18 protein-coding genes are annotated in these 21,922 nt (G+C 57.2%); 3 read left to right on the top strand and 15 right to left on the bottom strand.

The window, feature by feature from the left end:
• Window positions 1-11 precede the first annotated feature (11 nt).
• A complete protein-coding gene (locus BM373_RS20845; RefSeq protein ID WP_090465986.1) occupies window positions 12-941 on the bottom strand; it encodes a tRNA modification radical SAM protein MnmL/YtqA in 930 nt (309 codons plus the stop codon).
• Between the two features lie 671 nt (window positions 942-1,612).
• Between BM373_RS20845 and gltB the strand changes: the two genes are divergently transcribed.
• The gene (gene gltB, locus BM373_RS20835; protein WP_090465980.1) at window positions 1,613-6,073 is read left to right on the top strand and encodes a glutamate synthase large subunit; all 4,461 of its coding nucleotides are present in this window, start codon (window positions 1,613-1,615) and stop codon (window positions 6,071-6,073) included.
• A gap of 9 nt (window positions 6,074-6,082) precedes the next feature.
• On the top strand, window positions 6,083-7,501 hold the full coding sequence (gene gltD, locus BM373_RS20830) for a glutamate synthase subunit GltD (protein ID WP_090465978.1): 1,419 nt from the start codon (window positions 6,083-6,085) through the stop codon (window positions 7,499-7,501).
• Between the two features lie 88 nt (window positions 7,502-7,589).
• Here gltD and nanQ read toward each other — a convergent pair whose 3' ends face one another.
• The 10 genes from nanQ to BM373_RS20780 all read right to left on the bottom strand — a co-directional run bounded on the left by nanQ (window position 7,590) and on the right by BM373_RS20780 (window position 18,735).
• On the bottom strand, window positions 7,590-8,066 hold the full coding sequence (nanQ, locus tag BM373_RS20825; RefSeq protein WP_090465975.1) for an N-acetylneuraminate anomerase: 477 nt from the start codon (window positions 8,064-8,066) through the stop codon (window positions 7,590-7,592).
• Entirely contained in the window at window positions 8,063-8,938 is an 876-nt protein-coding gene (locus BM373_RS20820) for an N-acetylmannosamine kinase (RefSeq protein WP_090465972.1), read from the bottom strand. Before BM373_RS20820 ends, nanQ begins: the two co-directional genes overlap by 4 nt.
• Before the next feature lie 59 nt (window positions 8,939-8,997).
• The gene (locus BM373_RS20815) at window positions 8,998-10,488 is read right to left on the bottom strand and encodes an MFS transporter (RefSeq protein ID WP_090465969.1); all 1,491 of its coding nucleotides are present in this window, start codon (window positions 10,486-10,488) and stop codon (window positions 8,998-9,000) included.
• Between the two features lie 158 nt (window positions 10,489-10,646).
• A complete protein-coding gene (nanA, locus tag BM373_RS20810; RefSeq protein WP_090466002.1) occupies window positions 10,647-11,540 on the bottom strand; it encodes an N-acetylneuraminate lyase in 894 nt (297 codons plus the stop codon).
• A 136-nt stretch (window positions 11,541-11,676) separates the two neighbouring features.
• Entirely contained in the window at window positions 11,677-12,462 is a 786-nt protein-coding gene (nanR, locus tag BM373_RS20805) for a transcriptional regulator NanR (protein WP_090465967.1), read from the bottom strand.
• 99 nt (window positions 12,463-12,561) lie between these two features.
• Window positions 12,562-14,631: an FAD-dependent oxidoreductase gene (locus tag BM373_RS20800; protein ID WP_090465964.1), complete on the bottom strand. Its 2,070-nt coding sequence runs from the start codon at window positions 14,629-14,631 to the stop codon at window positions 12,562-12,564.
• Window positions 14,632-14,640: 9 nt separating this feature from the next.
• Window positions 14,641-15,879, bottom strand: a complete 1,239-nt coding sequence (locus tag BM373_RS20795; protein ID WP_090465962.1) for an MFS transporter — start codon at window positions 15,877-15,879, stop codon at window positions 14,641-14,643.
• A gap of 57 nt (window positions 15,880-15,936) precedes the next feature.
• A complete protein-coding gene (locus BM373_RS20790) occupies window positions 15,937-16,770 on the bottom strand; it encodes a sugar phosphate isomerase/epimerase family protein (RefSeq protein WP_090465959.1) in 834 nt (277 codons plus the stop codon).
• Between the two features lie 9 nt (window positions 16,771-16,779).
• Complete coding sequence (locus tag BM373_RS20785) at window positions 16,780-17,931, bottom strand: Gfo/Idh/MocA family protein (protein WP_090465956.1); 1,152 nt, start codon at window positions 17,929-17,931, stop codon at window positions 16,780-16,782.
• 15 nt (window positions 17,932-17,946) lie between these two features.
• The gene (locus tag BM373_RS20780; protein ID WP_090465953.1) at window positions 17,947-18,735 is read right to left on the bottom strand and encodes a 3-ketoacyl-ACP reductase; all 789 of its coding nucleotides are present in this window, start codon (window positions 18,733-18,735) and stop codon (window positions 17,947-17,949) included.
• A gap of 166 nt (window positions 18,736-18,901) precedes the next feature.
• On the opposite strand from BM373_RS20780, the gene BM373_RS20775 reads away from it, so the two are divergent.
• Complete coding sequence (locus BM373_RS20775) at window positions 18,902-19,537, top strand: TetR/AcrR family transcriptional regulator (RefSeq protein ID WP_090465950.1); 636 nt, start codon at window positions 18,902-18,904, stop codon at window positions 19,535-19,537.
• Between the two features lie 28 nt (window positions 19,538-19,565).
• On the opposite strand, the gene sspB is transcribed toward BM373_RS20775, so the two are convergent.
• From sspB to rplM, 4 genes are all read right to left on the bottom strand, one after another.
• Window positions 19,566-20,063, bottom strand: coding sequence for a ClpXP protease specificity-enhancing factor (gene sspB / locus BM373_RS20770; protein WP_090465948.1), 498 nt, complete (start codon window positions 20,061-20,063; stop codon window positions 19,566-19,568).
• Window positions 20,064-20,068: 5 nt separating this feature from the next.
• On the bottom strand, window positions 20,069-20,707 hold the full coding sequence (gene sspA / locus BM373_RS20765; protein WP_090465945.1) for a stringent starvation protein SspA: 639 nt from the start codon (window positions 20,705-20,707) through the stop codon (window positions 20,069-20,071).
• Window positions 20,708-21,018: 311 nt separating this feature from the next.
• On the bottom strand, window positions 21,019-21,411 hold the full coding sequence (gene rpsI / locus BM373_RS20760) for a 30S ribosomal protein S9 (protein WP_003025138.1): 393 nt from the start codon (window positions 21,409-21,411) through the stop codon (window positions 21,019-21,021).
• A gap of 14 nt (window positions 21,412-21,425) precedes the next feature.
• Window positions 21,426-21,854 carry a 50S ribosomal protein L13 gene (gene rplM, locus BM373_RS20755; protein ID WP_024551131.1) on the bottom strand — a complete coding sequence of 143 codons (429 nt, stop codon included), beginning with the start codon at window positions 21,852-21,854 and terminating at the stop codon, window positions 21,426-21,428.
• Between the last annotated feature and the right edge of the window lie 68 nt (window positions 21,855-21,922).

Below are 21,922 nucleotides of genomic sequence, written 5' to 3'. Positions count from 1 at the left end.
GCGGGAGAGGGTTAGGGTGAGGGGGAAACCCAGCCGCGGCCCAGCGCCGATCCCTGCACCCCATACTGATTAAGATAGCGATCCAGCTCCACCATTCCCGTCCAGCGGTTCTCACACCACAGCGGTGCGAGCAGCGTCGGGCGGCGGGCGCTGGCTGAGATCCGGTGGTAAATCACCTCCGCCGGCGTATGGCGGATCATCTCGCCTGCCGTCACCGTGTACGCATCCAGTTCAATCCCCTCAAGCCGCCCGGCTTCCCACGCTTTTGCCATCGTACTGCCTTTCACGATATGCAGCGGGTGCAGCTTAATCCCGTCCACACCCATCTCCACCACGCGGTTGAGCGTGTCGAGGCACTCCGCCTGCCCTTCCCCGGGTAAACCGACAATTAAATGACTGCACACCTTCAGCCCGCGTTCACGCGCCCGGCGGGCGGTTTGCTGATAACAGGCAAAATCATGGCCGCGATTAATCCGGTGCAGCGTTTTATCGTGCGCGGTCTGCAACCCCAGTTCGAGCCACACCTCGTAGCCCGACTGGTGATATTCACTCAGCAGATCCAGCACCGCATCCGGCACGCAGTCCGGGCGTGTGCCGACGCACAGCCCAACGATGCTGGCCTGGCTGACCGCCTGCTGATACATCGCACGCAGCACCTGCACTTCCGCCCAGGTGCTGGTATACGCCTGGAAATAAGCGAGGTAGCGTTTTGCGCGGTTAACCAGCTGCGATTGATACGTCAGTTGTTCTGCGATGGAGTGATTTTGCTGGGTTTCGTCGGCAAACGAGGCCACATTACAAAAAGTGCAGCCACCCCGCCCGATGGTGCCATCCCGGTTAGGACAGCTAAACCCGCCGTGCAACGTCAGTTTATGGACTTTCTCCCCATAACGGCGGGCAAGATCGCCACCAAACATATTGACTAATTTATGTAACTGCATAATCTGATAGACCGGCCTGATGAAAGGGCCAAGCCTGCCACTGATACTCTTTTTCGGCGATGACCTGGATCAATCGTCAGAGAAGACGCTCACCTATTGCATAATCAAGCAAAATTACCGCAATTTCATTCACGCCGTACATGATTACTTTTCCTTATGTTGTACGACTATTTTTCAAAAATAGTTCACATTGTGTAAAACAGTGACTTTATGCGGGCCAGACAAAAAAGGCAGTGGAAAATCCTGCCTTAAATTTTAAAAACAGGACAGTCCCGCAATAACAGCGCTTCCCTATAGTGAGGGGGATCACAGAACGAATCGGCCTTCCTGCTCGTTGCGGCGGTAACAAATCCCATCAATTCTTTTTAATTTCATTAAGTTAAACCACTGTTAGCACATTTTTGCATAAATAAGATTGCCATTTGACCTGTGTAGTAAATCCCGATAACTTGGAAATCCGCTGGAAGCTTTCTCGATGAGCGGTCTGCTCATCATATTTATGCAGTAATTGAGATTCCCTCTTAAGCAAGTCCTCAACACTTGTTTGACATACGCGAAAAGGAATAAAGAGGGCGACATGCGAGGCCTGTAAGCCCCGTCGCCGCGCTCTTTCTGTGCCTGTGCGTAACGCTCAAGAGGGACTCCCGTAGAGCCTGGGGAGGTTCACTGATATGTTGTACGATAAATCCCTTGAGAGGGATAACTGTGGTTTCGGCCTGATCGCCCACATAGAAGGCGAACCTAGCCACAAGGTAGTGCGTACCGCTATTCACGCACTGGCCCGAATGCAGCACCGTGGTGCGATCCTTGCCGATGGTAAAACCGGCGACGGTTGCGGCCTGCTGCTACAAAAACCTGACCGTTTCTTCCGCATCGTTGCCGAAGAGCGCGGCTGGCGCTTAGCCAAAAACTACGCCGTGGGCATGCTGTTCCTGAATCAGGATCCTGAAAAAGCCGCCGCGTCACGCCGCATCGTAGAAGAAGAACTTCAGCAAGAAACCCTGTCGATTGTTGGCTGGCGCGATGTGCCGACTAACGAAGGGGTGCTCGGTGAAATCGCCCTCTCCTCGCTGCCACGTATTGAACAGATTTTTGTTAACGCCCCGGCAGGCTGGCGTCCACGCGATATGGAACGCCGTCTGTTTATCGCGCGTCGCCGTATCGAAAAACGTCTCCAGGAAGATAAAGAGTTCTACGTCTGTAGCCTCTCGAACCTGGTTAACATTTATAAAGGTCTGTGTATGCCGGCAGATTTGCCGCGCTTTTACCTGGACCTGGCGGACCTGCGCCTGGAATCGGCCATTTGCCTGTTCCACCAGCGCTTCTCCACCAACACCGTACCGCGCTGGCCGCTGGCTCAGCCGTTCCGCTATCTGGCGCACAACGGCGAAATCAACACCATTACCGGTAACCGCCAGTGGGCACGCGCCCGTACCTATAAATTCCAGACCCCGCTGATCCCGGATCTGCACAGCGCTGCGCCGTTCGTAAACGAAACCGGTTCGGACTCCAGTTCCATGGATAACATGCTGGAACTGCTGCTGGCCGGCGGGATGGACATCGTCCGCGCCATGCGCCTGCTGGTACCACCGGCCTGGCAGAACAACCCGGACATGGACCCGGAACTGCGCGCGTTCTTCGACTTTAACTCCATGCACATGGAGCCGTGGGACGGCCCGGCGGGCATCGTGATGTCCGATGGTCGCTTCGCCGCCTGTAACCTCGACCGTAACGGCCTCCGCCCGGCGCGCTACGTCATCACCAAAGATAAGCTCATCACCTGTGCCTCCGAAGTGGGGATCTGGGATTACCAGCCGGACGAAGTGGTCGAAAAAGGCCGCGTCGGACCTGGCGAGCTGATGGTGATCGACACCCGCGGCGGCCGCATTCTGCACTCCGCTGAAACCGATGACGATCTGAAAAGCCGCCACCCGTATAAAGAGTGGATGGAGAAGAACGTCCGTCGTCTGGTGCCGTTTGAAGATCTGCCGGATGACGCCGTGGGCAGTCGCGAGATGGGCGACGACCTGCTGGCCAGCTTCCAGAAGCAGTTTAACTACAGCGCCGAAGAGCTGGATTCCGTGATCCGCGTGCTCGGTGAGAACGGCCAGGAAGCGGTCGGTTCAATGGGTGACGATACCCCGTTTGCCGTGCTCTCCAGCCAGCCGCGCATTATTTACGATTACTTCCGTCAGCAGTTCGCGCAGGTCACCAACCCGCCAATCGATCCGCTGCGTGAAGCCCACGTGATGTCGCTGGCGACCAGCATTGGCCGCGAGATGAACGTCTTCTGCGAAGCCGAAGGCCAGGCGCACCGCCTGAGCTTTAAGTCGCCGATTTTGCTGTACTCCGATTTCAAACAGCTCACCACCATGACGGAGCACCACTATCGCGCCGACACGCTGGATATCACTTTCGACGTGAATGAAATTTCCCTCGAAGAGAAAGTGAAAGCGCTGTGTGACAAAGCTGAAGAGATGGTGCGCGACGGCACCGTTCTGCTGGTGCTCTCTGACCGCAATATCGCCAAAGATCGTCTGCCGGTTCCGGCTCCGATGGCAGTGGGCGCGATTCAGACCCGCCTGGTGGATAAGAGCCTGCGCTGCGACGCCAACATCATTGTCGAAACCGCAAGCGCCCGCGATCCGCACCACTTCGCCGTGCTGCTCGGCTTTGGTGCGACGGCTATCTACCCGTATCTCGCCTACGAAACGCTGGCGAAACTGGTGGATACGAACGCCATTGATAAGAACTACCGCACCGTGATGCTGAACTACCGTAACGGCATCAACAAAGGTCTGTACAAAATCATGTCCAAAATGGGCATTTCGACCATCGCCTCTTACCGCTGCTCGAAACTGTTCGAAGCGGTCGGTCTGCATGACGATGTCGCAGATCTCTGCTTCCAGGGCGTGATCAGCCGTATCGGTGGCGCAGGCTTTGCTGACTTCCAGCAGGATCTGATGAACCTGTCGAAGCGTGCGTGGCTGGCGCGTAAACCGCTGGATGCGGGCGGCCTGCTCAAATACGTGCACGGTGGCGAATACCACGCCTACAACCCGGACGTGGTGAAAACGCTGCAACAGGCGGTACAGACCGGTGATTACAGCGATTACCAGCAGTATGCAAAACTGGTGAACGAACGCCCGGCCGCCACGCTGCGCGATTTGCTGGCGATTAACCCGCCAGCCGACGCCGTCAGCATTGATGATGTCGAGCCTGCGCAGGAATTGTTTAAGCGTTTTGACACCGCAGCAATGTCTATCGGCGCGTTAAGCCCGGAAGCACACGAAGCGCTGGCGGAAGCGATGAACAGCATCGGCGGGAACTCGAACTCCGGCGAAGGCGGGGAAGATCCGGCGCGCTACGGCACCAATAAAGTGTCGCGCATCAAACAGGTGGCCTCCGGTCGCTTTGGCGTGACGCCGGCGTATCTGGTCAACGCCGACGTGATCCAGATTAAAGTCGCTCAGGGCGCGAAGCCGGGTGAAGGCGGTCAGTTACCGGGCGATAAAGTCACCCCGTACATCGCCAAACTGCGCTACTCCGTGCCTGGCGTGACGCTGATTTCGCCGCCGCCGCATCACGATATTTACTCTATCGAAGATCTGGCGCAGCTGATTTTCGACCTGAAACAGGTCAACCCGAAAGCGATGATTTCCGTGAAGCTGGTATCCGAACCAGGCGTCGGCACCATCGCCACCGGTGTGGCGAAAGCCTACGCGGATCTGATCACCATTGCTGGCTACGACGGCGGCACCGGCGCAAGCCCGCTCTCCTCGGTGAAATATGCCGGGTGTCCGTGGGAACTGGGTCTTGTGGAAACCCAGCAGGCGCTGGTGGCGAATGGTCTGCGTCACAAGATCCGTTTGCAGGTCGATGGCGGTCTGAAAACCGGCGTGGATATCATCAAAGCGGCCATTCTGGGTGCGGAAAGTTTCGGCTTCGGTACCGGCCCGATGGTGGCGCTGGGCTGTAAATACCTGCGTATTTGCCATCTGAACAACTGCGCAACCGGTGTTGCAACCCAGGACGAAAAACTGCGTAAAAACCACTATCACGGTTTGCCGTTCAAAGTGACTAACTACTTTGAATTTATCGCCCGCGAAACCCGCGAGTTGATGGCGCAGCTTGGCGTGACGCGCCTGGTGGATCTGATTGGTCGCACCGATCTGTTAAAAGAGCTGGAAGGCTTCACCGCTAAACAGCAGAAACTGAATCTGCACAAACTGCTGGAAACCGCCGAGCCGCATCCGGGCAAAGCGCTGCACTGCACGGAAACCAACCCGCCGTTTGATAATGGCGTACTGAACGCGCAGTTGCTGCAACAGGCGAAGCCGTTTGTCGATGAGCGCCAGAGCAAAACCTTCTGGTTTGATATCCGCAACACCGACCGTTCTGTGGGCGCGTCGCTGTCCGGGTATATCGCCCAGACGCACGGCGATCAGGGTCTGGCGTCCGATCCGATTAAAGCGCACTTCAGCGGTACCGCAGGCCAGAGCTTTGGCGTGTGGAACGCAGGCGGCGTGGAACTGTATCTGACTGGCGATGCCAACGACTATGTCGGTAAAGGCATGGCGGGCGGTCTGCTGGCGGTGCGTCCTCCGGTGGGTTCTGCCTTCCGCAGCCACGAAGCGAGCATTATCGGCAACACCTGTCTGTACGGCGCGACCGGCGGTCGTCTGTATGCCGCAGGCCGTGCGGGTGAGCGTTTTGGCGTGCGTAACTCCGGTGCTATCACCGTGGTTGAAGGTATCGGCGATAACGGCTGTGAATATATGACCGGTGGGATCGTCTGTATCCTCGGTAAAACCGGGGTGAATTTCGGGGCCGGTATGACGGGCGGTTTCGCCTACGTACTGGACGAAGATGGCGAGTTCCGCAAACGCGTGAACCCGGAACTGGTGGAAGTGCTGAGCGTCGATGACCTCGCCATCCATGAAGAGCACCTGCGCGGTTTAATCACCGAGCACGTGCAGCATACCGGTTCCTCGCGCGGCGAAGAGATCCTGGCGAACTGGCCAGCGTTCTCGACGAAATTCGCGCTGGTTAAGCCGAAGTCCAGCGATGTGAAAGCACTGTTGGGTCACCGTAGTCGTTCCGCAGCAGAGCTGCGGGTGCAGGCGCAGTAAGGGGAAGCAATGAGCCAGAATGTCTATCAATTTATCGACTTACAGCGCGTTGATCCGCCTAAAAAAGCGCTGAAGATCCGTAAAATTGAATTTGTTGAAATTTACGAGCCGTTTTCAGAAGGCCAGGCCAAAGCACAGGCAGATCGCTGCCTGTCCTGCGGCAATCCCTACTGCGAGTGGAAATGTCCGGTCCATAACTACATCCCGAACTGGCTGAAGCTGGCCAATGAAGGGCGTATTTTCGAAGCGGCGGAACTGTCGCATCAGACCAACACCCTGCCGGAAGTGTGCGGGCGTGTGTGTCCGCAGGACCGTCTTTGTGAAGGGTCCTGTACGCTGAACGATGAGTTTGGTGCGGTGACGATCGGCAACATCGAGCGCTATATCAACGATAAAGCGTTCGAAATGGGCTGGCGTCCGGACATGACCGGCGTGCGTCAGACCGACAAACGCGTGGCGATCATCGGCGCAGGTCCGGCAGGTCTGGCGTGTGCCGACGTGCTGACCCGCAACGGCGTTAAAGCCGTGGTCTTTGACCGTCACCCGGAAATCGGCGGTCTGCTGACCTTCGGTATCCCGGCGTTCAAGCTGGAAAAAGAGGTCATGACCCGTCGCCGTGAAATTTTCACCGACATGGGCATTGAGTTCAAACTCAACGTGGAAGTCGGTCGTGACGTACAGCTTAGCGATCTGCTGAAAGATTACGATGCCGTGTTCCTCGGCGTCGGCACCTATCAGTCGATGCGCGGCGGACTGGAAAACGAAGACGCATCCGGCGTATTCGACGCCCTGCCGTTCCTCATCGCCAACACCAAGCAGTTGATGGGCTTTGGCGAAACAGCGGACGAACCTTTCGTCAGCATGGAAGGCAAACGCGTGGTCGTGCTGGGCGGTGGTGATACCGCGATGGACTGCGTGCGCACCTCTATTCGCCAGAACGCAACGCATGTGACCTGTGCGTATCGTCGTGACGAAGAGAACATGCCGGGCTCACGCCGCGAAGTGAAAAACGCGCGTGAAGAAGGCGTAGAGTTCCAGTTCAACGTGCAGCCGCTGGGCATTGAAGTGAATGCCAACGGCAAGGTGAGCGGTGTGAGAATGGCGCGTACCGAAATGGGCGCACCGGATGCATACGGTCGCCGTCGCGCAGAAATCGTTGCCGGTTCCGAGCACGTGGTGCCTGCCGATGCCGTGGTGATGGCGTTTGGTTTCCGTCCGCACAGCATGGAATGGCTGGCAGAGCACAGCGTTGAGCTGGATTCGCAGGGCCGTATTATTGCGCCGGAAGGCAACGAAAATGCGTTCCAGACCAGCAACCCGAAAATCTTCGCCGGTGGTGACATCGTGCGTGGATCAGATCTGGTCGTCACCGCCATCGCCGAAGGGCGAAAAGCGGCTGACGGGATCATGAACTGGCTGGAAGTGTAAAACCTTTCCCCTCACCCTAACCCTCTCCCAAAGGGAGAGGGGACACAGACGCCCTCTCCCTACCCTTCTAACATACACTCCCTCTCCCTCAGGGAGAGGGCGGGGTGAGGGTGTTTATATTGACTTTAATTACCGCTTTTTTAATCTCCTGCGGCGACGTCACCACGCAGCCCGGCTTATGCGGCTCTCCCGGAAAAAATACCGCGAACATCCCAGGCCGTAACGTCACTACCTGCTCATCGGCAATCTGCGCACAAAGCTGGTAATCCTCTTCCACATGCTTCTCTTCGCACCCAAGCGCAGAGTCCGCCACGCCGTAATAAATCCGCTCCTCCCCACTCAGCAGCAGTTGAATATCAATATATTGCTCATGCAGTTCCGCTTTTTTATCCCCAGACGGCTGCGTGGCAAACTGCATCACATTCATAAAGATATCATCGCCTTGTAGCGCATAGCGCCCCGGCGCTTTTTCGTGGGGGCTTTCAGACAGCGCCTGCGTTAACGCCTCTTTCAGCACCCTGTGTAACCCCGCAGACGCCAGCGTCTGGCTGTCACCCATCATCATGATTTTTCTCCTGTCGCCAGCAATGCTGCACCCAGTAAGCCAGCGTCATTGCGATAATGCGCCGCACTCAATTCAACGTGATAAATCCCCGGCTCCTGTGCCAGCCAGTGACGTACCTGCGCCAGATAGCCCTCAGCAAGCCCGACGCTGCCGCCGATCACTACGCGCTGACAGTCGGTTATCGCTTTCACATCGGCAATTAACCGTGCCAGCACTCGCGCCGAGGATTGCACCAGTAACCGGGCCTGTTCATGCCCGTCTGCTGCGCGGGCGAAAATGGTTTTTGCGTCACATCCGGCCAGATCGCCCTGGGCTGCCGCCGAGATTCCGCGCCCGGAGGCGATGGCTTCCACACAGCCTCTCCGACCGCAGCCGCACACCGGGCCGTTTGGGTCTGCCAGCGTATGCCCGAGATGCCCGGCGAGTCCTCCCGTGCCGGTCTGTAATTTGCCGCTGCTTACCACGCCACCACCGACGCCGGTGGAAACGGTTATAAACACCATATCGCTGATGCCATCGGCCAGGGCGTGGTATTCCGCCCATGCCGCCGCCTGTGCGTCATTCACCGCCTGCGTCGGCAGACCGGTGATCGCTTCCAGCGTCTGCACCAGCGGGAAGTGCATCAGTCCACCGAGATTTTGCGGGTTGATCGCCAGCAGCGTTCCCTCATGGATAATCCCGGTCGAGGCGATAGCCACCCGCTGTGCCTGCGCTTTCAGGGGGCTGACTAATTCGTTTAGCGCATCGCGCAATGCATCCGGGGTTTTACTGGCAGGCGTAGGCAGTTCGCGCCGTTCGTGGATGCGTAAATCTGTACTTACCAGAGCGGCGGCCAGTTTGGTGCCGCCAATATCAATCGCCAGCGTGGTCATTACATCGCCTTTTCATATTCCCTACGAATAATGCCCGGCGCAAAGGCCGGGCAATCAGACTAACTTTTGGTTTTCATCAGGGCGCTTTTGTCAGCCCCCCGCACAACAGCCCCGCTAAAGGGTTTACCGTCGATGGCATCGTGCGTGCGTAACGCTTCCGGGCGCAGCCAGCGCTGGACGCGTGACGGCATATCCAGGCCAATCAACAGGATCACCACGAAGGTCAGGCTAAAGGAGAGGGAACCTAACGCAGTGCCCAGTTCCATTTTCTGCGCAAACAGCGCGCCGATAATCGGAGCCAGTGCGCCGCCCAGTGCGCCAACGTTGTAGGTAAAGCCAAGCCCTGCCGCACGCTGGTCGGTATCAAAATAGCCGCCGATGAGTTTCGGTAAGATCCCGGAGATCCCCTGCCCCAGCATTTGCTGGAAGAACAGCAGGGCTCCCAGTACCCAGATATTCGCCCCGCCGATGGCGAACACCGGGACAATCAGCAGTTGCGACGCCAGCAGGCTGTACACGTAGGCTTTACGCGTTCCGAGCCAGTCACCGAGAAAACCGCCCACGCAGCAACCCACCGCCGCACCAAAGCCGCTGAAGAACAGCACTTTCGCCACCATCGCCGGATCGTAAGCCAGTTCGGTTTTCAAATAGGTCGGTAACAGCGCCTGAATCGGCCACGAGTACAGAAAGGCGAACAGCACCACCACCATCAGCGTCACGCCGGTCGGCCAGCGTTTGCCGCTGCTTTGCACCATAAAGCTGATAAAGATCGCCGCGCACATCAGGCCCAGCACCACCACCAGCCCGGCGTTACCCGCATGACCGGTAAAGCAGAACCACAGCGCGGTCGCCGCCGCGATCGTCATCAGGACGTTAACCACCCGCAGCTTGCCCCGGTAGAGGATATCCACCATCGTGCGTACCGGCGCTTTACCGGCATGTTTCTGCTTCCAGTCTTCTGCTTCAGGAATGTTTTTACGCAGCCAGAGCGCGAAGATAATCGGCAGGATGCCGATGAAGAACAGCGCCCGCCAGCCCCACACCGGGACCACGAGGCTGTAAACCTGGGCGGCGATCACCGCGCCTACGGAGAAGCCCGAAATCAGAAATCCGCTGGCTTTATTGCGCAGCTGTTTCGGCCAGCTTTCAATGACGTAGGTGGCGCTGGAGCCGTACTCGCCCGCCATCCCCATGCCGATCACCAGCCGGGCGATAAACATGGTGGTGTAGCCCGGCGCGAAGCCGCAGGCCAGCGTGCCGAGAGAGAATAAAACGATGCTCGATACCATCGCGAGGCGGCGGCCATAGCGGTCACCCATTGCGCCAAGCATCAGCCCGCCAAACCAGCGGGAGATAAACGCCGCTGAGATCAAACTGGCCGCCTGCACCGTTGTCAGGCCAAACTCGCCCTGAATTTCAGTCAGCACCAGGGCAATCAGAACAAAATCAAAACCATCAAGCAGATAGCCGAGCCATGCGGCGGAAAATGCCCGCCATTGCGACCGGTTAAGGTGGCGATACCACGGGATATTTTGGGTTGTCGTACTCATGTTGAGTCTCCCGCGATGGGGGTGCCCCATACGCTTTGGTATGAATGTGTTAACAATTTTTTACCCTCACCCTGGCCCTCTCCCTGAGGGAGAGGGAAAAAAGCGAGTCCGAACTCGGGCTGTCCCCTCTCCCTTAGGGAGAGGGTGAGGGTGAGGGCTTAGCCGCGCTCCTGCATCAACTGCTGAGCCAGTGCTTTCAACTGCGGCAGATATTTTTCATCGACCGGGGCAAAGGGTTTACGGCACAGTGGTACAGACAGCACATCCATGTAATGCAGTACCGTTTTCAGGCCACGGAACACGCCCACCTGAATGAGCTGATCGATGACGCTGTTGCACTGGCTTTGCAGTGCCTGCGCGGTGGCGATGTCGCCCGCTTTCAGCGCCTGTTCAATGCCTTTGTAACGCCAGCCCATAATGTTGTAGGTACTGCCGATCCCACCGTCGGCCCCTGCCAGCAGGCCTGACGCGAAGATCTCGTCATAGCCGTTGTAGAGCACCAGATCCGGATGCGCGCGGCGGATCTGCTCCATCTGGTAGAGATCACCGGAGGTCTGTTTCAGTGCGCCGACGCCTGGCAGCGTCACCAGCGTGTTGATTTGATCGAGGGTGAGCTTCACACCGCTCAGGGCAGGAATGTTATACACCACCATCGGTAAACCATCAGATGAATCAATGATTGCGCGATAGTGCTCGCAATGTTCGTCGAAGCTGAACGGATAGTAGAACGGCGTAACGGCGGAGACAGCGTCATAACCATAGCGGCTGGCGGCGGCGGCCAGTTGCTGGCTTTCCCCGGTGCTGACGGTACCCACATGGGCAATCAGCGTGATCTTCCCTTTTGCTTCTTCGGCCACGATCTCAAGCACTTCCTGGCGCTCGGCGATGCTTTGCACAAAGGCTTCGCCAGTGGAGCCGCCCACGTACAGGCCATCAATACCCTGCGCGATATTAAAGCGTACCAGGCGGCGCAGACTGTCGGTATCAAGGCGTTGTTGCTGATCGAACGGGGTAAGTAACGCGGGCATAACACCCTGGAGACGGACTGACATAAAGACCTCATAGTTCATGAATGATGAATAACGGCATACCTTTATACCTGTTATACCAGTGAGATCGATAAGCAGGATAGCGCCGATCGTTCAGAATGCGATCGGCCTCACTAAATGATCGTGACGATCTCAGGCGTTACTTACGGGATTTTTTCTTTTTCAGCCAGGCGTGCCAGGCGGCAAACACGCTGTTGAGGTGGGTTTGTAGCGCGCAATCGGCGGCGTCAGGATCGCGGGCGCGAATGGCGTCCACAATCGCAATATGCTGCTGATAGCTTTCATTATTGTGGGCGTGTAACTCTTTTTCCGGCACCGTTGGACGCGCGGCGATCAGCCAGTCTAACAGGGCGACGTGGATCGCCATGAAAATCGGGTTGCCGGGGATCTCCGCCAGCACGCGGTGAAATTCCACATCCGAGCGGATAAACAGCGCGTTGTCATCCAGCGACTGGCTGTTGAGTTCGAGCGCTTTGCCCAGGCGCGCAATCTGCGCATCGGTGGCGTGAACGGCGGCGTGGCGTACCAGACTGGATTCAAAGAACAGGCGCAACTGCTCGAAATGCGCAATGCCGTCCGGGTGGGTCATGAAATCCTTCGCCATGCCGGAAAGCTCGCCAATGATGGTATCGGCGGAGGGACGGGAGACGCGGGCGCGCTCACCGTTATTGATCTGTACCAGGCCTTTGCGCTTCAGCGCGGCGAGCGCTTCACGCACGGAGGGGCGACCAACGTTAAAAAAGGTCATCAGTTCGCGCTCTGACGGAAGCTGTTCCCCTTCGGCAAACTCGCCACGGCGGATCATCTGCTCCAGCTCTTCTTCCACCATATCGGACAACTTTTTACGTGCCAGCGGGCGCTGACGCAGGGTTCGTCCAATGATTGCTGAGTTTTTTTCAGTCTGATCTTCGCCGGAATGACTCATAAGCGCCGTATTAAATGGAGTAACAGAACGAATTGCATAATAACACAATAAGCGGCGCGAAAAGCAAAACGGGCCCGTAAGGGCCCGGAGGGGTGCTGGTCAGTCGCGGCGGTAAATTTGCCCGGTGAGAAAATCAGGCCAGTTCTTTTCAAAGAAGATGCTTTGCAGATCGCCGCAGTTGCGCAGCGGTTTGCTGTAAATCGCAAATTCGTTGTTGCGCCAGGTTACGCACAATTGTTCTTGCCGCAGGCTGGTTTTCTCGGAGAGAAAACGAAATTGCCCGAGCGGTTCTTCCCGGCTCTCCGGCTGAACGTCGCCCTGTTCGGAACACATTACGCGCGCGCCGCGACTGCCGCCGCCCTGCCCGATGTAAGTCTCCAGCGCCGCCAGCATCGCTTCTGATGCCAGCGCCATTTGCCGCCACTGAAAGCTGAACGCCGCCTGATTCGGATGGGTTATCGCCACGCCGTCGCGGGCGATCCGCTGATTCAGCGCGCACGCCTCCTGACGCGCTTCCCCTACCCGGCTGGTATTGCAGATAAATCCTGCCCGATCGCTCATCCGCTGCTGCACCTGAGCGCGAACATCCTCAATGCGCAGGGCCTCCGGGTGGCGGCTGTCGCGCTGGATTTGCGCCAGCACCGCCGTCAGTTCGTTCTCAAACAGGCTGTTCACCGGCTCGCGTGGCGTGGCGGCAATGTGTTTGGCGCAGCGTAAGCCAAAAACCTGCCCGGCATTGAGCGCCGCGCCGCCTGGCCGCGTCACGCCGTGGGTCCCCGCCGCCTCGCCAACCGCGTAGCAGCCGTTCAGCGACGAGTGCCCCCAGGTGTCCACCGCAATGCCGCCGTTCATGTGCTGATGATTGACGTTAAACGCCAGCGGATGCTGCGTGAGATCGTAGCCGTGGTGTTTATAAAGCTCGATAGCCAGCGGATTCATGTGCCGCAGCCGGTCGATGGGCTGTTCCAGACAGGCGTTGTTGTTGCAAAGGTACTGGTAAACATCGTCGTCGAGATTATCGAGCGAAAATGGCGCATCCCCCGGCACGGGCAGCGGGTTGCGGTTGAAATCCATGTACACCGTGCGCCCGGCCTGCGACTCGTTATAAATCGCCAGATCCACCAGGCTTGAACCAAAGTTCAGCATCCGCGTGGCGTGGATCGGCCACTGGTAACCTTTGCGGAAAATGTTCGATACCAGCTCGCGGGTGGTGCGGTAATAGCGCGCCAGAAAGTTGTGCTCGTCGCCGTGATCATCCACTGAATAGATGTAAGGCATGCTTTGCACATAGGTGCCGGACAGATTCCACGGGAAATCGTCGCGGCGGGTGCCGATGCCAAACTGGTGCTCGGTTAAATTGACGGTTTCGATGCCCGCCTCCAGCGCCAGGCCCAGCGATCCGAAGCAGCGTTTCGGGTAGACGCTGTCGCGGAACAGTTCGCCCGGGCCGCCGGAGGCCAGCACGACGCTGGCGCTGCGCAAAAGGCAGAGTCCCCACGGGTTGTCTGTACCCCGCGCGCCTTTCACGATGGCAATGGCACCCACGATGCGACGGGCATCGCCCTCGCCTTCGGTGAGCAGGCGGATCACCGTGGCGTGATCGACAAAAGGCACGTCCAGCAGCACCGCCTCTTCTGCCAGCACTTTGACCATCAGGCGCGAGGTGCGCGGCCCGCAACTGGTGGCGCGCCCTACTTCATCATGATCGGTCTGATAGCGCAGCACCGCGCCGTATTCATCCTCCGGCAGCGGCAGGCCGATACTTTTCAGGCCGATAAAGGCTTCCACCGATCCCACCGCTTCCACGTAGGCGGTATCACCGTCCATCGCGCCGCCTGCGCCGATGGCGCTCGCCAGCCGGGTGAAATCATCACCGTGAAAGCTGGTGGAGGCGGTGTGCAGCGTTTGCTTATCGGACCCGGAACAGGCCGACGTTCCCCAGAACAGCGTTTGCGTGGCGACCAGCACATCCACACGACGGCGACGCAATTCCACCGCTGCCCGCAGTCCCGCCGCTCCGCTGCCCACCACCAGCGCATCGCTGTGGTACACCGGAATACGGTAGTCGCCCAGCGTCAGCGTGCTGTGCGCCTGCGCCGCCCGTACCGGGTGCGGCATGGTGACATTCGTGAGATTGTCGAGGATCGCCTGCGGGATCGTCGTTGTCATCGCTTACCTCTACTGTTTACTGGTGGAAATGGGGGATGCCAGCCCGGAAAGGGTGCGTTTTTCGGTGCTCTGCACGCTTTTACGCACGCCCAGCAACAGCACGCTGCTGACCAGCATCACGCAGGCGGCCACGAACCAGACCGTGCTCATGGAGTATTTGTCGGCAAAATACCCCGCCAGCACCGGCGAGATGCCGCCTGCGGTCATGCCGATGTTCATCACCAGCCCAATCGCCGAGCCGCGCAGTTGCTCCGGCACCAGTTCAGCAGTGAACGACAGCACCAGCGGCGTGATCGGATACCCAAGCAGGCCGAGGAACAGCACCAGCACAATTACCACGAAGACCGGCAGTTGCATCACCATCGCCGCCATCAGCAGGCTACTGAGCAGGGTGACGCCAATCAGCACCCGGCGCTTGCGGGCAAAGTCGCCCTTATCGCAGTAACGCCCGAGTAAGAATCCGCCCAGTGCGCCGGTCAGCCCCAGCAGGCTGGCGATGGTTCCCGCCACGCCGATGGAGAGTTGCTTCATGTTCATCAGGAAGGTCGGGGCCCACAGCAGCACGATCCACCAGCCGCTCAACAGCAGGAAGTAGTAGAAGGCGATCAGCATGACGGCGCGGTTTTTGAACAGCAGTTTTAGCGGCACTTTTTCTTTGTGCGCCACGGCGACGACTTTTTTCGGTTCCGATTTGACCAGCAGCGCATAGGCTAATGCCACCAGCAGACCGAGCCCACCCGCCACGTAAAACACCACGCGCCAGCCGTACAGCGGCCCGAGCATCGCCCCAAGCCAGGTACCGAAAAAGCCGCCTATCGGGTAGCCCATCCAGTACAGTGACATCACGGTGGTGCGTTGTTTCTCACTGGTGACGTTCGCCACTTCCAGCGAGGCCGCAGGCCAGAAAACCCCTTCGCCAATGCCGGTCATGACGCGGTAGAAAATCAGCGACGTCATGCTCCCCGCGATGCCCGTGAGCATGGTGGCCAGCGAGAACATCACCAGCCCTAAAATCAGCACCGGTTTGCCGCTGAGCTTGTCGGCGATAATGCCGGAGATAAACAGAAAGCCGATAAAGCCATAAAAGAAAGAACTGAGCAGAATGCCTGACTGCCCTTTTTCCAGCCCGAAATCGCTGGCGATAAGACCTATCGCGGATGAAACGGTCATACGGTCTACGGAGTACATCATGTAGCCTAATCCGCAGAGTATGGAAACCAGCACCATCCTTTTCGTATCTGTATGCATAATGCCCTCGACTAACCTGATGAGACTGACGAGAAATCAGATACCGCTTTATTCTGACTAACAGTGACTCTGGTGACGCGCTTTGCAGGTTTCCAGCACCTCGTCGGGATCGCGCTGCCACCAGTTGTGCGCAGAAAAGATCTCCACCTCGTGTGCGCCCGTAAAGCCGAGCGCTTCGACAGCAAGCCGTGCCGCGCGGATGTCGATGACGCCATCGCCCATCATGCCGCGATCGTTTAGCAGATCGCGCGTCGGCACCAGCCAGTCACAGAGGTGAAAAGCCAGAATGCGCTTGCGCCCGGCGCGTTCGAGCTCGGCGTAAAACTTCGGGTCCCACCAGGTGTGGTAGAGATCGACGGCGATACCCAGGCCGTCATCACCCAGTTCGTCGCAGAGATCGTTGGCCTGCTCCAGCGTGTTCACACAGGCGCGATCCGCGGCATACATCGGGTGCAGCGGTTCAATGGCCAGCGGCATGCCAACGTTTCTGGCGTACTCCAGCAGGCGTCCCAGCCCGTCCCGCACCTGGCTGCGCGCACCCGCTAAATCTTTCGATTCTCCGGGCAGGCCACCGACCACCAGCACCAGACAGGCGGCGTTGAGCGCCAGCGCTTCATCCACCGCGCGGCGGTTATCCTCATCCGCCGCGCGGCGCGCCTGCGCATCGACACCGGGGAACATGCCGCCCCGGCAGTAGCCGCTGACAAACAGCTCGTTGCTGCGAATACGCTGCGCGGTCTGTTGCAGGCCGAGCGCCTGCACCTGATCGCGCCAGGGAGAAATGCCGCGAATGTTGTGGCGGGCGCAGCCATCAATAATTTGTTCCAGGTTCCACTGCTGGCGAACCGTGGCGGTATTGATTGATAAACGGTTTTTATCCGGCGCTTGCATAGTTTTTCCTTAACGTAACAGGGAGGGAACATCGAGCCAGCGGCGCTCTTTCCAGCTTTGCAGCGCCAGTTCCACCAGTTGCACGCCTTTCGCGCCTTCCAGCAGGTTCCAGCGGAAATCGATTTCGCCATGCACGTGGCGCAAAAACAGTTCCCACTGCACTTTGAACGCGTTGTCATAGGAGGTGGTGTCCGGCACCGGCACCCAGTCGTTAAAGAAGTTATGCGTCTGGCGCACGTCCGGGTTCCAGATCGGTTTTGGCGTGTTGACGCGCGATTGCGTCAGGCAGTCGGTGAGACCGGCAACCGCCGAGCCGTTTACGCCGTCCACCTGGAAGGTGACCAGATCGTCGCGGCGCACGCGCACGCACCAGGAACTGTTGATCTGCACGATGGTGCCGTTGTGCAGTTCAAACGTCGCGTAAGCGGCGTCGTCGGCGGTGGCGGTGTAGGCGTTGCCCTGCTCGTCAAAGCGCTCCGGGATGTGGGTTGCGCCCAGGCAACTGAGGCTTTTGATTTCGCCAAACAGGTTGTCGATCACATAGCGCCAGTGGCAAATCATGTCGAGAATGATGCCGCCGCCGTCTTCCTGACGGTAGTTCCAGGAGGGGCGCTGCGTTGGCTGTAAATCGCCTTCAAATACCCAGTAGCCAAATTCGCCGCGTACTGACAGCACCTTGCCAAAAAAGCCCGCGTCGTTAAGCATTTGCAGTTTTCGCAGGCCTGGCAGCCAGAGTTTGTCCTGCACCACGCCGTGGCAGACGCCATGCTGCTCTGCGAAGTAATAGAGTTCCATCGCCTCGTCTAAGCTGACAGCGACCGGTTTTTCACAGTAGATGTGTTTACCGGCGGCAATGGCTTTTTTCAGCAGCGCCGGGCGCGCCTGGGTGGTGGCCGCATCGAAAAAGATGGTGTCACTGGGGTTGGCGAGCGCCGCGTCCAGATCGGTACCAAAGCGTTCAACGCCGTACTCTTTTGCCAGCGCAGCGATTTTGTCAGCGTTGCGGCCAATCAGGATTGGGTCCGGGATCAGGCGATCGCCGTTTGCCAGTGTCACCCCGCCCTGATCGCGGATAGCAATAATCGATCGGATCAGATGCTGATTTTTACCCATCCGCCCCGTTACACCGTGCATGATGATGCCAACTGAATGTGTCGCCATGTGCTTGCCTCTGCGTTAAAAGTGGGATTTCGTCAGGCCGCCGTCGATATCAATGATTTGTCCGACGGTGAAAGGAAGTTTGCCGCCCGCCAGCGCATCCACGGCGGTGGCGATATCTGCGGGCTGTCCCCAGCGTTTCATCGGCACCAGCCCGCCGCTGATCAACTGGTCATATTTGGGCTTCACGCCGCTGGTCATATCCGTTTCAATGATGCCGGGGCGGATTTCGTACACGCCGATCCCCTCTTCCGCCAGACGCAGGGCAAACAACTGCGTGACCATGCTGGCCGCCGCTTTGGAAACGCAATATTCGCCGCGCGAGATGGAAAGGCTGTAGGCGCTACAGGAGGTGATATTGATGATGGAGCGGTGCTGTTCGCCGATTTGCCCCTGTTGCAGCATGATTTGCGCAGCCCGCTGGCTGAAGAAAAACATGGCGCGGGTGTTCACATCCTGGCAGTAGTTGTAGTTTTCCGGCGTCACTTCCAGCAGGTCGCCGCGCTGTTTTGCCGCCGTCCCCGCATTGTTCACCACACAATCCAGTCGCCCCCAGCGCGCGATGACGGACTCAAGCATCGCTGGCTGACGGTCAAGATCGGCGACATCGCCCGGAATCGCCATTGCTTCAATGCCAAACTGTTGCAGTTCGGCTACCATGGCCTGCTGACGCGCCCGGCCTTCTTCACTGTCGCGGCCATTAATCGCCACATTAAATCCGGCCTGGGCCAGTGCCTGTGCGCAGGCTTTGCCAATTCCCCGGGTCGATCCTGTGACGACGGCGACCGGGCGTTGTGAATTGCTCATATACGGCTCCCTGACTGTGGACAGTCTGTTTCAACTACCTAGTTGATAACTACGAAGCAGTATAGAAAGTGCGCGATAAAAAAATAATGATCGACTTCTCAAAATCAACCAATTGGTTAATAATTAATTTATTGCCGAATAAGCGAATGATTTAAATGGAGAAATTATGAAGGATAACAAGGCGAAGCGCAGACATGACCCGGAGCTTACGAAATGCCTGATCCTTGCAGCAGCAAAAAAAGAGTTTGCGGAAAAGGGATTTGACGGTGCGCGCGTTGATGAGATCGCTGCCACCGCGCAGGTTAATAAGCAGCTCATTTACTACTATTTTGACAATAAAGACACGCTGTTTACCCATGTGCTTCAGGCCGCTTATCAGGATATTCGCGCTAAAGAGGCGGCGCTGGAACTGGATCATCTGCCTGCAAGAGACGCGATCCTCGCGCTGGTGGATTTTACCTGGCACTACTATCTGGCGAACCCGGAATTTATTCGCCTGCTCAACAGCGAAAACCAGCTTAAGGCGCGCCATCTGAAGGAGCTGGATAGCATTGTGCCGATCAACCGAAGCTGGGTCACCATCACTCAGCGGATTCTGGAGCGCGGGAAGGAGGATGGTTCTATCCGGCCAGACATTGATGCGATGCAGCTGAACATCAGTATTTCCGCGCTGGGGTTTTTCTATCTGATTAACCAGTCCACGTTGTCGATTCTTTATCAGCAGGATTTGAAGTTGCCGGAAGCGCTGGATAAGCGCCTGGTGGTGATGCGGGATACGATTGAAAGCTGGCTGAGGCCATAAAAAAACAGGCCCTAAAGGGCCTGTCAGATTATTTTACGACGCGCAATGCGGGACGTCCCCCGCGCGGTGGCGGTTCGTCGTCAGGATCGTTGTCATCCTGATGATCCGGTTTATCACCGTCGATCACCGACATCACTGTTTCGCTTTCTGCGGTGACAGTCTCTTCATCATCGTTAAGACTGACCGCGTCACCATCATAAGCCGCTTCCGGCTCAAACATGGTGCCAGCGCCATTTTCACGCGCGTAAATAGCCAGTACGGCTGCCAGCGGAACATAGACCTGGCGCGGTACGCCGCCAAAGCGCGCGTTAAAACGCACTTCGTCATTGGCCAGTTCCAGATTGCCAACGGCGCGCGGCGCGATATTCAGTACGATTTGCCCGTCGCGCGCGTATTCCATTGGCACACGCACGCCGGGTAACGTCACATCTACCACCAGATGCGGCGTGAGCTGGTTATCCAGCAACCATTCGTAGAATGCGCGCAGCAGATAAGGACGTCGTGGAGACAGTTGTGACAAATCCATACAGATTAACCCCGGCCAAGGCGCATTTCGCGTTCGGCTTCTGTCAGTGAAGCCAGGAAGGAATCGCGTTCAAACACACGTGTCATGTAGCCTTTCAGCTCTTTCGCCCCTGCGCCGCTGAGTTCGATACCCAGTTGCGGCAGACGCCATAACAGCGGTGCCAGATAGCAATCCACCAGGCTGAACTCATCACTCAGGAAGTAAGGTTTTTGCCCGAATACCGGTGCGATAGCCAGCAGTTCTTCACGCAGTTGCTTACGTGCGGTATCGGCCTGAGCGCCCGTGCTGTTGACGATGGTATTCATCAGCGTGTACCAGTCTTTCTCGATACGCAGCATGTACAGGCGGCTTTCACCACGCGCAACCGGATAAACCGGCATCAGCGGCGGATGCGGGAAACGCTCATCCAGGTATTCCATAATAATGCGAGATTCCCAGAGGGTCAGCTCGCGATCTACTAATGTCGGTACGCTTTGATTCGGGTTGAGGTCAATCAGATCCTGAGGCGGATTATCCTTTTCCACGTGCTCAATTTCGAAACTAACACCTTTTTCGGCCAGCACGATGCGGACTTGGTGGCTATAGATGTCAGTAGGACCAGAAAACAGCGTCATTACCGAACGTTTGTTGGCAGCGACAGCCATGAAAACCTCCAGGTATATTCAGAATATTACTACTGCAAGTCACACAGTGACGAGCCAGATGTAAGTAACCCATCCACCCGCGAACATTTCATTGTTCAACATTTAAACAAAAAATGAACTATCCCCGGCATTTGGGCAGAAAATTGGATGATAGTTTACCAGATTTTGCGGCCTTTGTGGTGAGGGTATTCCGGAAATGCTGAAAAAGAGGTGGGAATCAATCTATTACTGTGGATATCTTGATTTTTGTGCATAAAAAAACCCGCCGGAGCGGGTTTTTTCGCCAATCGTTCTGCGTAAGCAGAAACAGATTAACGTTTGGAGAACTGAGGACGACGACGTGCTTTACGCAGACCGACTTTCTTACGTTCAACCTGACGAGCATCACGAGTAACGAAGCCAGCTTTACGCAGTTCGCCACGCAGGGACTCATCATACTCCATCAGAGCGCGGGTGATACCGTGACGGATCGCACCAGCCTGACCAGAGATACCACCACCTTTAACGGTGATGTACAGATCCAGTTTCTCAACCATGTCGACCAGTTCCAGCGGCTGACGAACTACCATGCGGGCAGTTTCACGACCGAAGTACTGTTCCAGAGAACGTTGGTTGATAACGATTTTGCCACTGCCCGGTTTGATGAAAACGCGAGCTGCGGAACTTTTGCGGCGACCAGTGCCGTAGTATTGATTTTCAGCCATTGCCATAATCCCGATTAGATGTCCAGAACTTGCGGTTGCTGTGCCGCGTGGTTGTGCTCGTTACCCGCGTAAACTTTCAGTTTACGGTACATAGCACGACCCAGCGGGCCTTTTGGCAGCATGCCTTTAACCGCGATTTCAATCACACGCTCAGGACGGCGGGCAATCATCTCTTCAAAGGTCGCTTGTTTGATACCACCGATGTGACCGGTGTGATGGTAGTACACTTTGTCAGTACGCTTGTTGCCGGTTACAGCAACTTTGTCAGCGTTCAGAACGATGATGTAATCACCAGTATCTACGTGCGGAGTGTATTCCGCTTTGTGCTTACCGCGCAGGCGACGAGCCAGTTCGGTAGCCAGACGGCCCAGAGTTTTACCGGTCGCGTCAACAACATACCAGTCGCGTTTTACGGTTTCTGGTTTAGCTGTAAAAGTTTTCATTAAAAGCTTACCCAAATAATAAGTTACACGTTGGTGAACACCCAAACGTTTGTCAGTTGAGGTTCACA

The organism is Enterobacter sp. kpr-6, assembly GCF_900116015.1.
Lineage (GTDB): Bacteria > Pseudomonadota > Gammaproteobacteria > Enterobacterales > Enterobacteriaceae > Enterobacter_D.
This window is presented reverse-complemented; position numbering and strand designations above follow the sequence as displayed.

What these genes read in the sequence shown, in the direction of transcription:
- BM373_RS20845 (WP_090465986.1), bottom strand. Translation starts at nt 941, where the DNA reads ATGCAGTTACATAAATTAGTCAATATGTTTGGTGGCGATCTTGCCCGC.
- gltB (WP_090465980.1), top strand. Translation starts at nt 1,613, where the DNA reads ATGTTGTACGATAAATCCCTTGAGAGGGATAACTGTGGTTTCGGCCTG.
- gltD (WP_090465978.1), top strand. Translation starts at nt 6,083, where the DNA reads ATGAGCCAGAATGTCTATCAATTTATCGACTTACAGCGCGTTGATCCG.
- nanQ (WP_090465975.1), bottom strand. Translation starts at nt 8,066, where the DNA reads ATGATGATGGGTGACAGCCAGACGCTGGCGTCTGCGGGGTTACACAGG.
- BM373_RS20820 (WP_090465972.1), bottom strand. Translation starts at nt 8,938, where the DNA reads ATGACCACGCTGGCGATTGATATTGGCGGCACCAAACTGGCCGCCGCT.
- BM373_RS20815 (WP_090465969.1), bottom strand. Translation starts at nt 10,488, where the DNA reads ATGAGTACGACAACCCAAAATATCCCGTGGTATCGCCACCTTAACCGG.
- nanA (WP_090466002.1), bottom strand. Translation starts at nt 11,540, where the DNA reads ATGTCAGTCCGTCTCCAGGGTGTTATGCCCGCGTTACTTACCCCGTTC.
- nanR (WP_090465967.1), bottom strand. Translation starts at nt 12,462, where the DNA reads ATGAGTCATTCCGGCGAAGATCAGACTGAAAAAAACTCAGCAATCATT.
- BM373_RS20800 (WP_090465964.1), bottom strand. Translation starts at nt 14,631, where the DNA reads ATGACAACGACGATCCCGCAGGCGATCCTCGACAATCTCACGAATGTC.
- BM373_RS20795 (WP_090465962.1), bottom strand. Translation starts at nt 15,879, where the DNA reads ATGCATACAGATACGAAAAGGATGGTGCTGGTTTCCATACTCTGCGGA.
- BM373_RS20790 (WP_090465959.1), bottom strand. Translation starts at nt 16,770, where the DNA reads ATGCAAGCGCCGGATAAAAACCGTTTATCAATCAATACCGCCACGGTT.
- BM373_RS20785 (WP_090465956.1), bottom strand. Translation starts at nt 17,931, where the DNA reads ATGGCGACACATTCAGTTGGCATCATCATGCACGGTGTAACGGGGCGG.
- BM373_RS20780 (WP_090465953.1), bottom strand. Translation starts at nt 18,735, where the DNA reads ATGAGCAATTCACAACGCCCGGTCGCCGTCGTCACAGGATCGACCCGG.
- BM373_RS20775 (WP_090465950.1), top strand. Translation starts at nt 18,902, where the DNA reads ATGAAGGATAACAAGGCGAAGCGCAGACATGACCCGGAGCTTACGAAA.
- sspB (WP_090465948.1), bottom strand. Translation starts at nt 20,063, where the DNA reads ATGGATTTGTCACAACTGTCTCCACGACGTCCTTATCTGCTGCGCGCA.
- sspA (WP_090465945.1), bottom strand. Translation starts at nt 20,707, where the DNA reads ATGGCTGTCGCTGCCAACAAACGTTCGGTAATGACGCTGTTTTCTGGT.
- rpsI (WP_003025138.1), bottom strand. Translation starts at nt 21,411, where the DNA reads ATGGCTGAAAATCAATACTACGGCACTGGTCGCCGCAAAAGTTCCGCA.
- rplM (WP_024551131.1), bottom strand. Translation starts at nt 21,854, where the DNA reads ATGAAAACTTTTACAGCTAAACCAGAAACCGTAAAACGCGACTGGTAT.